Source organism: Algibacter luteus, assembly GCF_900141715.1.
GTDB classification, from domain to species: Bacteria; Bacteroidota; Bacteroidia; order Flavobacteriales; family Flavobacteriaceae; genus Arenitalea; species Arenitalea lutea.
The window spans coordinates 456029-468626 of the sequence record NZ_FQYK01000002.1; the positions used below are offsets into that span (position 1 = coordinate 456029).

Consider the following 12598-nt stretch of genomic DNA (forward strand, 5'->3'; position numbering starts at 1 on the left):
TTTCATTGTTTTTAGTGCCGCAAAAATAACACTATATTTAAAATAAACACGCTAATTTTATAAATATTACACTGAAACACTTTAAGCTAGATTTAACAAATAGCTTGGTGCATAAACTCTAGAATTTGGCATTTATACTTTATATTTGTTAACCTATTCGGAAGACTTCAAATGAAAGAATTAAAGCATTTAAATAAATACTTTTACAAATACAGAACGCATCTTATCATTGGTTCTATCATTACTGTTGTAGCGCGTTTATTTTTACTTTACACACCTCGTTATGTCAAAAAAATATTTGTAGCTATTGAAAGGTATTTTGATGAGACTATAACTAAAGATGTTTTTAAAGCAGAAATAGCAGAAGCTATAATGTATATTATTGGTGCCGCTTTAATTGCTGCAATTCTTACCTTTTTTATGAGGCAAACCATTATTAATGTGTCCCGTTATATTGAGTACGATTTAAAGAATGAAATTTATGCCCAATACCAGAAGCTGTCGTTAAACTTTTATAAAAAAAACAGAACAGGCGATTTAATGAACCGCATTACCGAAGATGTTTCAAGAGTAAGAATGTATGCTGGTCCTGCGCTTATGTATAGTATTAATACGATTGCATTATTTGTGGTTGTTATTATTTACATGATTAATGCCTCTCCCAAATTAACCTTATATACCATAGTTCCGTTACCAATTTTATCGGTTATCATTTATAAATTGAGTAAAGAAATTCACAAACGAAGCACCATAGTACAAGAATATTTATCGAAGCTTTCAACATTTACACAAGAATCTTTTAGTGGTATTTCAGTTATAAAGGCCTATGGCATTGAACCACAAACATCGGTAAATTTTAAGGTGCTAGCAGCAGAAAGTAAAGCAAAACACATCAATTTAACTAAAGTTCAGGCTTGGTTTTTTCCCATGATGATTTTACTTATTGGCACAAGTAACTTATTGGTTATTTACATTGGTGGTTTACAATATATTAATGGCGAAATTGAAAGTATTGGTACCATTGCGGAGTTTATTATTTACGTTAATATGCTCACGTGGCCTGTAGCAACTGTGGGTTGGGTAACTTCTATTGTGCAGCAAGCTGAAGCATCACAAAAACGAATTAATGAGTTTTTAAAGATTAGTCCAGAAGTTAAAAATTCTACAGAAGCCCATTCTGAAATTACTGGCGATATTGAATTTAAGAACGTATCCTTCACCTACGACGACACCAATATTCAGGCTTTAAAAAATATTAGTTTTACTATAAATGAAGGAGAAACTTTGGCAGTTCTGGGAAAAACGGGTTCAGGGAAATCTACTGTTTTAGATTTGGTAGGAAGACTTTATGATATTGATAAAGGGTCTATAATTATAAATGATACCGAAATAAGTCAGCTTAATTTAACCGATTTACGCAACAGTATTGGTTATGTGCCACAAGATGCCTTTTTGTTTTCTGATTCGATAAAAAATAATATAAAATTTGGGAAAGAAGATGCTACAGATGAAGAGGTTTTTGAAGCAGCAAAAAACGCCCAAGTACACAAAAACATTATTAAGTTCAATAAGGGTTATGATACCGTTTTAGGGGAACGAGGTATCACCTTATCTGGAGGACAAAAACAACGTGTTTCTATTGCTAGAGCTATAATAAAGTCGCCAAAAATATTATTATTTGACGATTGCTTATCTGCAGTAGACACTGAAACTGAAGAGAAAATTTTAAACAACCTCAACAAAATAACTAAAGGTAAAACCTCAATCATAGTAAGCCATCGTGTGTCTTCAGTAAAAAACGCCAATAAAATTATTGTATTAGACGATGGCAAAATAGTACAACAAGGTAATCACGACTCGTTAATAAATGACGAAGGCTATTACAAAGATTTATACCTAAAACAACTTAGTGAAAAACCAAAACGCAATTTATAATGGTTTAATTTATAAGTGGGTAACGCATTTTTTATTCAATTAAATGCAAGAAAAACCAATATTTTAAAAAGATTATTCATTATTTATTGGTTAGTATCGATTTTTTTTAGATTTTTGATACTATAACTAGAATATTAAATTATGAATAATGGTATGATGGAGAAAGAAGAAATTTTTTCAAAAGTTTTAAGAGCAGGACGAAGAACCTACTTTTTTGATGTTAGAGCTACGAAAGCTGAAGATTATTACTTAACAATCACAGAAAGTAAAAAATTCACAAATGACGACGGGTCGTTTCATTACAAAAAACATAAAATTTATATTTATAAAGAAGACTTTGCTGAGTTTAAAGATATATTAGCTGAAATGACTGAATATATCGTAAATGAAAAAGGAGATGAAGTTATAAGTGAGCGTCATCAAAAAGATTTCAAAAAAGAAGTTGAAGATGATGGTACCAGAGTTACTGAAGCAGACTTAAAAACACCTGAAAGCTTTACAGATATAGATTTTGATGATATTTAATCTCAAATTCAATTAAAATACTTAAACCGCATGGTAAACATTGCGGTTTTTTTATGACTTAACTGCTGCTATAGCCACAACTAAACAGACAATTATTACAAAACATGCCGTTACAATATTAAAACACAATAGCATTGCAACAAATAAGCTAGCTAACCATAGTGGTGCTAAAGTTATAGCTACTGCAAACCTAAACGTAGAAACAAACTCAATCTCTTTCACTTTAGGTTTTACTGCAAATTTCCAAATAACATAAGGCACAATAAACACGATGATAAAAAGAAATTTTAAAATTCGACTTAAAATGTTCTTTTTCTTAAATTTCTGAATATTATAATTTTCAAAGTTCGATTTGATACAAGCATTAACAGCTTTAGGATCTAAAAAATCGAAATTTAAGTCTTCTAATCGCTTTAAAGTTTCCTGATAGCTTTCCGAGGGTATATGGGTTGTTAGTTGCGTGATTTCAGCATGAATTCTAGCCTTTAACTCCATAACATCATTATTTCTGTTGTCTGAAATAAATTGAGTTGCCGCTATTGGCTTGCCGAAATAAACCGATGTACTATCTGGAAATTTGTGAGCGTGCCTATAGTTAACACCAACAGGAAGTAGTTGTAAATCGAGATTAGGATGCTTTTCTAAAGTATCAAAAACTATTCTTGTAAACCCTTTACTTAATGGTCTAACCGTTCGGTTTAAATTATGATTGCCTTCAGGAAAAATAACAACGCACGCATTTTCAGTTAATAATTCAGAGCAAGCTTCAAAAATTGCATTATTGTTGCTAATGTTTCCCCAACCGTCCCTAATTCTATACACCGGAAGCATTTGTAAACTTTTCAAAATTTTAGCTATTAGAGGCTTTTTAAAAACAGCCGCCCTTGTTAAAAAATAGGAAAATCTACCAGATTTTGTTGCAATAATTAATGCATCTAAAAGTGCATTTTGGTGGTTACTTAATAATAAAATAGGTTTGTTTTTCGGAACATATTTTACATCATAAATTTTTATCCTTCTGAAATAGAAAAACATCCCTACGCTTAAATACGCCCTTACAAAAGTTAACCATAAAAATTTCAAACTACCGCTGTTTTTTGTGCTGACCAATAAAAGGCTAATAAGAGCCCTGAAATAATATGCCAAATACCCCAGAATGCCGCTAAAATAGCCATTCCTCCTAGTCCGTTAAAGAACGAAAATATGAGTAACAATCCTAATCCTGAGTTTTGAATTCCTGTTTCAATGGCTAAAGTTTTTTGATTTTTTAATGATAAGCCTAACATTCTCGCAATAAAAAAACCTAATGCCAACGCCAGAATATTATGCCCAATTCCTATTAATAAAACATGATGAATGTAAGCATTAAAAACATCTATATTCTGTGAAAAAGCAACAATAACAATGGCAGCAAACACAAAAATCGACAACGGTTTTAATATTTTAGAGAGCTTTAGCGCTAGGTTTTCAAATTTATATCTGAAAAGCATTCCTAACACCAGAGGAATACCCAATATTAGAGTTACTAATTTTACTAACTCTGATGAATTTAATTCCACAGTCTTTAAAATATCAGATGTTGGCTGATAGAGTTCACTGTAAAAGTGAAAATTAAATGGCGTCATAAATACTGCTAAAAACGTTGCAAAAGCAGTAAGACTAACTGATAGTGCCGTATTACCTTTAGCCAAATGTGTCATGAAATTAGATATATTGCCACCAGGACAAGCGGCAACCATAAACATCCCCAAAGCTATACTTGGCTTTGGGTTTAGTAAAACAACTAATAGAAAAGTGGCAAGTGGCAATAGTACAAACTGGCATAATACTCCAACTACAACTAACTTAGGTTGTTTGAATAATTGTTTAAAATCATTTGGAGTGATACCCAAAGCAACTCCAAACATCACCACTGCCAGAGCAATATTTAAAACCCATAATCCGCTACTATCGAAGTTTATTCGAACATTATCTAACTCTTGCATATTTTAATTTACCGAAGTACCGTTTTTTACCTTATCTTCTGGATTAAGGAGAATCACATCTTTTCCATCAACAGCGCCCAACACTAAACATTCACTCATAAATTTTGCAATTTGCTTTTTAGGAAAGTTTACTACAGCAACAATTTGCTTGTTTAATAAGTCTTCTTTTTTGTATAATGTTGTAATTTGAGCTGAAGATTTTTTAATGCCTAAATCGCCAAAATCAATAGTCAGTTGGTACGCGGGGTTTCTAGCTTCTAAAAAATCGTTGACTTCAATTATGGTTCCAATCCTTAAATCAACTTTAGTAAAATCATCAAAAGTTATTGTTTCATTCATTTTTTAAAAATACAAATAATGTCGAACTTTGAATAAAACTTTTTAATATGGCACGTACACCCTCAAATATGCTTCCTTTAGGTACCAAAGCACCTAATTTTTCGATTATAGATTCAATTTCAAATAAAGTTTTATGTCTTGATGATTTAAAAGGAATAAAAGGAACGGTTATTATGTTTATATGTAACCACTGCCCTTTTGTAATTCATGTTAATTCGGAGTTAGTTAAAGTTGCTAATACTTACGCGGACAAAGGCATCAGTTTTGTTGCGATTTCTAGTAACGATGCTATTAATTACCCACAAGATTCACCGGAAAAAATGAAAATTCATGCTAAAAACGAAGATTACCCTTTTCCATATTTATATGATGAAACACAAGAAGTAGCTAAAGCATATGATGCCGCTTGTACTCCAGATTTATATGTTTTTGATGATAAATTAGAATTAGTTTATAGAGGGCAGTTGGATGATTCTAGACCAGGAAATGGTATACCGCTTACAGGTAAGGATTTAAGACATGCACTGGATTGTTTAATTGAAGGAAAAGAGAATAAAACTGAACAAAAACCAAGTATTGGTTGTAATATTAAATGGAAGCATTAACGTAGTTTTAACTGCCAAATGCCAATATTTTGCCATTCACCGAATTTCAACCCAACTTCTTTTAAGTGTGCGACTTGCTCAAATCCGAATTTCTCATGAAGATTTATGCTAGCCTCGTTCGGAACGGTTAAAACTCCTAATACGGTATGCAAATCTGTTTCTTTTAACAGTCTTATTAATTCGGCATATAGTTTAGAACCTATTTGCTTCCCATGGGCGGTATGCTTGACGTAAACCGTAGATTCTGCGGTATAATTATAGGCAGGTCGTGGTCTAAAACGGCTGCCGTATGCAAACCCTAAAATTTCATTGTTCTCTTCATAAACAATATAAGGGTATTCGAAAACGATATGATTAATTTTATCCGTGAATGTTTCAAGTGATAATGGGTCAATATCAAAATTAACCGTAGTATTTAATACATAATAATTGTAAATATCCAGTAATGCTGACGCATCATCAATATGGACAGATCTAATCATTTAACTCCAGCCTTTACGTTTTATTAAATTTTCAATATGCGCATAATGATGATTACTATGCCATGCATAATTACCAACATTAAAACCTAGGGCTACTTCATTATTGGTTTCTGGATGAATAAAGCATTTCTTTAGATCATTTTCAGACAACGTTTTTAACAAATACACTAGTTTATAATGAATCGCTTTAAGGTGATTTAAAGACATTTCTAAAGGAGCTGTTTTAGAATCCATAAGTTCTGCCCATCGTTCTTCATAATAAGCTTTAATAACTGGTTTCTCTTCTGTTAAGGCCCATTTGAATCGTGTATAGCTATGATGATGACTATCGGATAGATGATGAACCACCTGCCTAATGGTCCAGCCATCCGGTCTATATTGAGTATCAAGTTGGTTATTAGATAAGTCTATTACCAAATTTTCTAATCGGTTTGGAAAATGCTCTAAAATAGAAATCCAACTTTCAATATGTTGTTTTGAAATGTTATTAGGGCAATCAAACTGCCCAATAGGATACTTTAATCTTTCTAGCTCTTGTTCTGTCATAAGAACAAATATAGACAATTGCTAAGAGATTTCTATCAAGCCTTGTTTAACATAATTTACAGCTTCATATAAATTAGAAAAATGCCTAATTTCCTTTTTGAAAAATAGTTTTTCTATCATAGAATTTAAATACCCTGCTTTGTTTTGTGAAACCACACAATAGGCTTTTACTTTATAGTTAGATTTATAAAACTTCAACCAATCTGCTGCCACAAGTGAATATGAATTGATTCGATTAGAAATATATACCACATCAGAGCCATCCGAATTATAAAATGCCCCAATATCTTCAACCATAAGTTTTATTTGATTTTCCCAACTTATAACTTCACCTCTACAAAATTGAGAAATTACAAATTCTTTAAAAATAAAAACATTTCCAAAGGAATAATTAATCTCTTTTAAGCAATCTTTATACAATTCTGTATTCACAATACTAATCATGCCGTAAAAATATACAGAATGACTTACTAGATTAATAATATTCGACCAAATAGTAATTAAAAAAGTTAAAGAAACGATATAAAAAAACACCCTTAAAGGGTGTTTTTAATTTATTGATTCTAATTTAATTCGTATTTGTAAGAATGTTATTATTTCACATCCATAAGTTCAACATCAAATACTAATGTTGCATCTGGTGGTATTACGCCACCTGCTCCTGCACTTCCATAAGCTAAGTTGCTAGGTATTACTAATCTAGCTTTATCACCTACTTTTAATAATTGAATACCTTCATCCCAACCTGGAATAACTTGACCAACGCCAAGTGGAAAATCTATTGGTGCATTTCGTTTATATGAAGAATCGAACACAGTTCCGTCTGATAATTGACCTTTGTAATGTACAGAAACTGTTTTTCCTTTTTCTGCTTTGACCCCAGCACCTTCTTGAATGATTTGGTAACGTAAACCACTTTCAGTTTTACTAAAACCTGCTGCTAATTTATCCAGCTCCGCTTCTGCGGCAGCTTTAGCCTCAGCTAATCTTTTTTCTCTTGAGCCTTCAAAAGTTCGAAAAGCTTCAACAGCATTGAACGCTTCTGCCTCAGTTCCTTGTCTTAAAATCTCAATACTTTCAATTTTATCACCTTGTGCGATGGCATCAACTACTTCTTGACCGTGCTCTACTTTTCCAAAAACGGTATGCTTATTATCTAACCATGGTGTTTCAATATGAGTTATAAAAAACTGACTACCGTTAGTTCCAGGTCCTGCATTTGCCATAGACAATACTCCAGGTCCGTCGTGCTTTAAATCTGGGTGAAATTCATCATCAAATTGATATCCAGGATTTCCAGCACCTGAACCTTGTGGGCATCCACCTTGAACCATAAAATCCGGTATCACTCTATGAAATTTTAAACCGTCATAGTAAGGTGTGCCTTGAGGTTTTACTTTATTTTCTAGATTTCCTTCTGCTAAAGCCACAAAGTTACCTACTGTTCCAGGGGTTTTTGTGTATTCTAAAGCAATAAGAATTTCTCCTTTTGTTGTATTAAATTTTGCGTATAAGCCGTCTTGCATGATTCTAATTTTTAAGAAAGTGCAAATATAGCAAACAAAGTGTGAAGTATAAAGTTAGAATGACAAAGTTTAATTGGCAACTTCGCTTATAAACTTTATGCGGTAAAGTCGTAATTCTTCATGATCATAATCACCATCAAACTCTTCAATAGCGGCATCAATACTATCAGATTCAGATTCCATAAAATAGTCATGAATTTCTTCTTGTTGATCTTCATCTAAAATATCGTGCAACCAATAATCAATGTTTAATTTTGTACCAGAGTATACGATAGCTTCCATTTCTTTGATAAACTCTTCCATAGACATCCCTTTAGAACTGGCAATATCATCAAGAGGTAATTTCCTATCTATATTCTGAATGATGTAAAGTTTATTTGCAGAGTTACTACCTGTAGATTTTACAACCAAATCGTCTGGACGAATAATATCGTTTTCATCGACATACTTTTCAATTAAAGCTACAAAATCTTTACCGTATTTTTTCGCCTTTCCTTCACCTACACCATGCACGTTAGAGAGTTCAGTGAGATTAATTGGGTATTTTAATGCCATATCTTCCAATGAAGGGTCTTGAAAAATCACAAATGGTGGAACGCCTAACTTTTTAGCGTTCTTTTTTCGCAAATCTTTAAGCATCCCCATTAACACTTCATCTGCCACAGCCCCTCCGCCTTTAGCAGCGGTTATAATCGTGCCGTCTTCTTGCTCTCCTTCAAAAACATGATCTTCGGTCATCATAAAAGATTTCGGATTTTTAATAAAATCTTTACCCTCTTGGGTTAATTTTATAACGCCGTAAGTTTCAATATCCTTTCGAAGGAAACCTGCAACCAATACTTGCCTTAATAACGCCATCCAATATTTATTGTCTTTTTGCTTTCCGGAACCAAAAAATGGTTGTTCGTTAGTTTTATGCGAGTTAATTAAAGCGTTTTCTTTTCCAATAATAACATTAACTAAATCTTTCGATTTGTACTTTTCGTTGGTTTTATCGATGATCTCGAGCATTAATTTTACTTGATCTTGGGCTTCAACTTTCTTTTTAGGATGTCTTACATTATCATCCATATCGCCACCTTCACCTGTTTTGTTATCAAATTCTTCACCAAAATAATGAAGTATAAACTTCCTCCTTGAAATAGATGTTTCGGCAAATGCAACAACTTCTTGCAACAAGGCTTGTCCTATTTCTTGTTCAGCCACAGGCTTACCAGACATAAATTTCTCAAGCTTTTCTATATCCTTGTACGCGTAATATGCTAAACAGTGTCCTTCGCCGCCATCCCTTCCGGCTCTTCCTGTTTCTTGGTAATAACTCTCAATACTTTTAGGAATATCATGATGAATTACAAAACGCACATCGGGCTTATCTATACCCATACCAAAAGCAATGGTAGCAACAACCACATCAACATCTTCCATTAAAAATTTATCTTGATGACTGGAGCGTGTTTTAGCATCTAACCCAGCGTGATAAGGCACTGCATTTATACCATTAACCTGCAATACTTGCGCAAGTTCTTCAACACGTTTTCTGCTCAAACAGTAAACAATACCAGATTTATTATCGTTTTGTTTTATAAATCGGATAATATCAACATCAACGTTTTTAGTTTTTGGTCGAACTTCGTAATACAAATTTGGTCTGTTAAAAGAAGCTTTAAAGGTTTTTGCATTATGAATACCAAGGTTTTTAATAATATCTTCTTGAACTTTTGGAGTTGCTGTAGCCGTTAAGCCTATTATGGGAATATTATCGCCTATGCGCTTGATGATATGGCGTAAATTTCGATATTCTGGCCTAAAATCATGCCCCCATTCACTAATACAATGCGCCTCATCAATAGCCATAAAAGATATTTTTACAGACCTGAGAAAATCAACATTCTCTTCTTTGGTAAGCGATTCTGGCGCTACATAAAGTAACTTAGTAATACCATTAACAATATCCGTTTTAACTTGCTTAATTTCGGTTTTATTTAAAGAAGAATTTAATACATGTGCAACACCATTCTCTTTTGAAACACCTCGAATAGCATCCACTTGATTTTTCATCAATGCAATTAAAGGGGAAACAACAATTGCTGTGCCATCTTGCATAAGAGCAGGCAATTGGTAACACAATGATTTACCACCACCTGTAGGCATGATTACGAACGTGTGATTTCCTGATAATATACTTTCTACAACGCCTTCTTGAAGTCCTTTGAATTTATTAAATCCAAAATATTTTTTTAGTGAAGCATGCAAGTCACTCTTTGATATGGACATGAATTGAATAAAATTATTGTTTTAATTACATCTCTCTTATGCCGAAACATGGGTTAGTTAATTTCATAAAGCATTTAGAGAACCCTCATATTTTTTTCGTTAGTTTTGTAACTAATTTTCAAATTACAACAAATTTTAATTTGATTTACACTAAAGATAACAAAATCTTTAAAAATGAACCAAAAATAATAAATTTTGAAAAACAAAAATTCTATTATTGACATAGCTAAACAGACTATTGAAATGGAGGCTAATGCCATTTCAAACTTGTCAAACCTTATAACTAATGATTTTGCACAGGCCACGGAACTTATTTATAATTCTAAAGGGCGTGTCATAATTACAGGCATAGGAAAAAGCGCCATTATTGCAAATAAAATTGTTGCCACTTTAAATTCAACAGGAACACCTGCCATTTTTATGCATGCCGCAGATGCCATTCATGGTGATTTAGGTTCAATTCTTAAAGATGATGTCGTTATTTGTATTTCTAAAAGTGGAAACACCCCCGAAATTAAAGTCCTAATTCCGCTCATAAAAAGTGCTCAAAACAAAATGATTGCTATAACTGGTAATAAAGATTCTTTTTTAGGAGAACATGCCGATTATATTTTAAACACCTTTGTTGAAAAAGAAGCTTGCCCAAATAATTTAGCACCAACTACCAGTACAACCGCTCAATTAGTTATGGGAGATGCTCTTGCCATATGTTTGTTAGAATTGAGAGGCTTCTCAAAAAACGATTTTGCAAAATATCACCCAGGAGGTGCATTAGGAAAAAAGTTATACCTAAGAGTTCAAGATATATCCGCTGTTAATGAAAAACCAAAAGTATTACCAACTACCAATATTAAAAATGTAATTATTGAAATTACCGAGAAAATGTTAGGTGTAACTGCGGTTGTTGAAAATGATAAAATTATTGGTATTATTACAGATGGTGATTTACGTAGAATGCTAAGTAAAGTTGACGATTTTTCAAAATTAACAGCAAAAGATATCATGAGTGCAAATCCAAAGCGTATTGAGTCTGATGCTATGGCTATAGACGCTTTAGAACTTATGGAAACCAACGGCATTTCTCAACTATTAGTTGAGGAACAAGGTAAATACGCCGGAGTGGTGCATTTACACGATTTAATAAAAGAAGGTATTATATAATGGCAAAGAAAAATATTAACGAGATGTCCTTTCTAGATCATCTTGAAGATTTACGTTGGCATTTAATTAGAATTTGTTTAGCAGTTATAATCGTTGCTACGCTTGTATTTATTTTTAGCAGGTTTGTTTTTGAAGCTATCATTTTTGCGCCTCTAGAAATGAGTTTTCCTACTTACGATATGCTATGTAGAACAGCAAATTTTATTGGCGTAGATACCACCTTTTGTGCTGAAAAAATGCCGATGATTCTGCAAAACAGAACTATGGCAGGTCAATTTTCGGCAGATATCTGGACCGCCATATTAGGTGGGTTCGTCATTTCTTTTCCTTATGTTATTTATCAACTTTGGAAATTTATCAGTCCAGGTTTACATAGTAAAGAACGTAAACACTCAAGAGGTTTCATCATCATCTCATCCCTATTATTTTTTATAGGTGTCCTTTTTGGGTATTATATTGTTACGCCCTTATCTTTAAACTTTTTGGCTAATTATAGTATATCTCCCAAAGTAGATAACCAAATTGATATTAGTTCTTATATAGCCTTAGTGCGTTCTTCGGCTTTAGCCTCCGGACTTATTTTTGAGCTTCCAATCATTATTTATTTTTTAACCAAAATAGGTTTAGTTACACCAGAAATTTTAAGAAAATACCGAAAATATGCTTTGGTAGTTGTACTTATTCTGTCGGCAATAATTACCCCTCCAGATATTGCAAGTCAGGTTATTGTTGCCATTCCAATTATAGTTTTATATCAAGTAAGTATTTATATTTCTAAAATTGTAATTAGAAACCAAAAAAGAAAAGAAAAATTAAAACATGGCTGATATTGTAAAAGAATTTAATGATTATCGTGCTAAAATGAATGATAAAATTCTAGCCGATAACAACAAGGTAATTAAACGAATATTTAATTTAGATACTAACGCTTACGCGGAAGGCGCCTTAGATGTGAAAACAAAAGAGCTTTTAGGATTAGTAGCTTCTACAGTATTACGATGTGATGATTGTATAAAATACCACATGGAAACCAGCTATAAAATTGGATTAAAAAAAGAAGAAGTTGTTGAGGCGTTAAGTATCGCAACTTTGGTTGGTGGTACCATTGTTATTCCGCACTTACGAAAAGCCTACGAATTTTGGGATGCTTTAGAATCTCAAGAATAATATAAATAAAAAATTCTGCTATAATAGTGTATATGATTTTACTATTTTTAGCG

Annotated in this window: 14 protein-coding genes; 6 read left to right on the forward strand and 8 right to left on the reverse strand. The window is 32.6% G+C overall.

Annotated features, from left to right (window positions below):
* The first annotated feature begins 171 nt into the window (after positions 1 to 171).
* Complete coding sequence (locus BUA46_RS05595; protein ID WP_019387320.1) at positions 172 to 1935, forward strand: ABC transporter ATP-binding protein; 1764 nt, start codon at positions 172 to 174, stop codon at positions 1933 to 1935.
* Between the two features lie 141 nt (positions 1936 to 2076).
* Positions 2077 to 2460, forward strand: coding sequence for a PUR family DNA/RNA-binding protein (locus BUA46_RS05600; RefSeq protein WP_019387321.1), 384 nt, complete (start codon positions 2077 to 2079; stop codon positions 2458 to 2460).
* A gap of 51 nt (positions 2461 to 2511) precedes the next feature.
* Here the strand turns inward: BUA46_RS05600 and BUA46_RS05605 are convergent, their stop codons facing one another.
* From BUA46_RS05605 to BUA46_RS05615, 3 genes are read right to left on the reverse strand one after another with little or no spacing between them, the layout of a single operon-like run.
* Positions 2512 to 3543 (reverse strand): lysophospholipid acyltransferase family protein, encoded by a 1032-nt coding sequence (locus BUA46_RS05605; RefSeq protein WP_143148078.1) that lies wholly within the window; start codon positions 3541 to 3543, stop codon positions 2512 to 2514.
* Positions 3540 to 4445 carry a bile acid:sodium symporter family protein gene (locus BUA46_RS05610; RefSeq protein WP_019387323.1) on the reverse strand — a complete coding sequence of 302 codons (906 nt, stop codon included), beginning with the start codon at positions 4443 to 4445 and terminating at the stop codon, positions 3540 to 3542. Before BUA46_RS05610 ends, BUA46_RS05605 begins: the two co-directional genes overlap by 4 nt.
* Positions 4446 to 4448: 3 nt before the next feature.
* Entirely contained in the window at positions 4449 to 4784 is a 336-nt protein-coding gene (locus tag BUA46_RS05615; RefSeq protein WP_019387324.1) for a tRNA-binding protein, read from the reverse strand.
* A 47-nt stretch (positions 4785 to 4831) separates the two neighbouring features.
* On the opposite strand from BUA46_RS05615, the gene BUA46_RS05620 reads away from it, so the two are divergent.
* The gene (locus BUA46_RS05620; protein WP_019387325.1) at positions 4832 to 5389 is read left to right on the forward strand and encodes a thioredoxin family protein; all 558 of its coding nucleotides are present in this window, start codon (positions 4832 to 4834) and stop codon (positions 5387 to 5389) included.
* Here the strand turns inward: BUA46_RS05620 and BUA46_RS05625 are convergent.
* From BUA46_RS05625 to recQ, 5 genes are all read right to left on the reverse strand, one after another.
* Positions 5386 to 5871 (reverse strand): GNAT family N-acetyltransferase, encoded by a 486-nt coding sequence (locus BUA46_RS05625; RefSeq protein WP_019387326.1) that lies wholly within the window; start codon positions 5869 to 5871, stop codon positions 5386 to 5388. The two genes, BUA46_RS05620 and BUA46_RS05625, sit on opposite strands and share 4 nt — an antisense overlap.
* On the reverse strand, positions 5872 to 6417 hold the full coding sequence (locus BUA46_RS05630; RefSeq protein ID WP_019387327.1) for a YfiT family bacillithiol transferase: 546 nt from the start codon (positions 6415 to 6417) through the stop codon (positions 5872 to 5874). It abuts the gene before it with no gap.
* A 21-nt stretch (positions 6418 to 6438) separates the two neighbouring features.
* Positions 6439 to 6861 (reverse strand): hypothetical protein, encoded by a 423-nt coding sequence (locus tag BUA46_RS05635; RefSeq protein ID WP_019387328.1) that lies wholly within the window; start codon positions 6859 to 6861, stop codon positions 6439 to 6441.
* A 149-nt stretch (positions 6862 to 7010) separates the two neighbouring features.
* Complete coding sequence (locus BUA46_RS05640; protein WP_019387329.1) at positions 7011 to 7943, reverse strand: peptidylprolyl isomerase; 933 nt, start codon at positions 7941 to 7943, stop codon at positions 7011 to 7013.
* Between the two features lie 69 nt (positions 7944 to 8012).
* Positions 8013 to 10217 (reverse strand): DNA helicase RecQ, encoded by a 2205-nt coding sequence (gene recQ, locus BUA46_RS05645; protein WP_026010018.1) that lies wholly within the window; start codon positions 10215 to 10217, stop codon positions 8013 to 8015.
* 243 nt (positions 10218 to 10460) lie between these two features.
* Here recQ and BUA46_RS05655 point away from each other — a divergent pair, with 243 nt between their 5' ends.
* Genes BUA46_RS05655 through BUA46_RS05665 form a run of 3 tightly spaced genes read left to right on the forward strand, consistent with a single transcriptional unit; the run spans position 10461 to position 12545 of the window.
* On the forward strand, positions 10461 to 11378 hold the full coding sequence (locus tag BUA46_RS05655; RefSeq protein WP_432416211.1) for a KpsF/GutQ family sugar-phosphate isomerase: 918 nt from the start codon (positions 10461 to 10463) through the stop codon (positions 11376 to 11378).
* Positions 11378 to 12205 carry a twin-arginine translocase subunit TatC gene (gene tatC, locus BUA46_RS05660; protein WP_019387333.1) on the forward strand — a complete coding sequence of 276 codons (828 nt, stop codon included), beginning with the start codon at positions 11378 to 11380 and terminating at the stop codon, positions 12203 to 12205. Before BUA46_RS05655 ends, tatC begins: the two co-directional genes overlap by 1 nt.
* On the forward strand, positions 12198 to 12545 hold the full coding sequence (locus BUA46_RS05665; protein WP_019387334.1) for a carboxymuconolactone decarboxylase family protein: 348 nt from the start codon (positions 12198 to 12200) through the stop codon (positions 12543 to 12545). Before tatC ends, BUA46_RS05665 begins: the two co-directional genes overlap by 8 nt.
* Positions 12546 to 12598: the final 53 nt, after the last annotated feature.

Coding starts and splice junctions, on each gene's coding strand:
- BUA46_RS05665 (WP_019387334.1), top strand. CDS start 12,198: ATGGCTGATATTGTAAAAGAATTTAATGATTATCGTGCTAAAATGAAT.
- BUA46_RS05635 (WP_019387328.1), bottom strand. CDS start 6,861: ATGATTAGTATTGTGAATACAGAATTGTATAAAGATTGCTTAAAAGAG.
- recQ (WP_026010018.1), bottom strand. CDS start 10,217: ATGTCCATATCAAAGAGTGACTTGCATGCTTCACTAAAAAAATATTTT.
- BUA46_RS05630 (WP_019387327.1), bottom strand. CDS start 6,417: ATGACAGAACAAGAGCTAGAAAGATTAAAGTATCCTATTGGGCAGTTT.
- BUA46_RS05615 (WP_019387324.1), bottom strand. CDS start 4,784: ATGAATGAAACAATAACTTTTGATGATTTTACTAAAGTTGATTTAAGG.
- BUA46_RS05600 (WP_019387321.1), top strand. CDS start 2,077: ATGAATAATGGTATGATGGAGAAAGAAGAAATTTTTTCAAAAGTTTTA.
- BUA46_RS05640 (WP_019387329.1), bottom strand. CDS start 7,943: ATGCAAGACGGCTTATACGCAAAATTTAATACAACAAAAGGAGAAATT.
- BUA46_RS05620 (WP_019387325.1), top strand. CDS start 4,832: ATGGCACGTACACCCTCAAATATGCTTCCTTTAGGTACCAAAGCACCT.
- BUA46_RS05610 (WP_019387323.1), bottom strand. CDS start 4,445: ATGCAAGAGTTAGATAATGTTCGAATAAACTTCGATAGTAGCGGATTA.
- BUA46_RS05655 (WP_432416211.1), top strand. CDS start 10,461: ATGGAGGCTAATGCCATTTCAAACTTGTCAAACCTTATAACTAATGAT.
- tatC (WP_019387333.1), top strand. CDS start 11,378: ATGGCAAAGAAAAATATTAACGAGATGTCCTTTCTAGATCATCTTGAA.
- BUA46_RS05595 (WP_019387320.1), top strand. CDS start 172: ATGAAAGAATTAAAGCATTTAAATAAATACTTTTACAAATACAGAACG.
- BUA46_RS05625 (WP_019387326.1), bottom strand. CDS start 5,871: ATGATTAGATCTGTCCATATTGATGATGCGTCAGCATTACTGGATATT.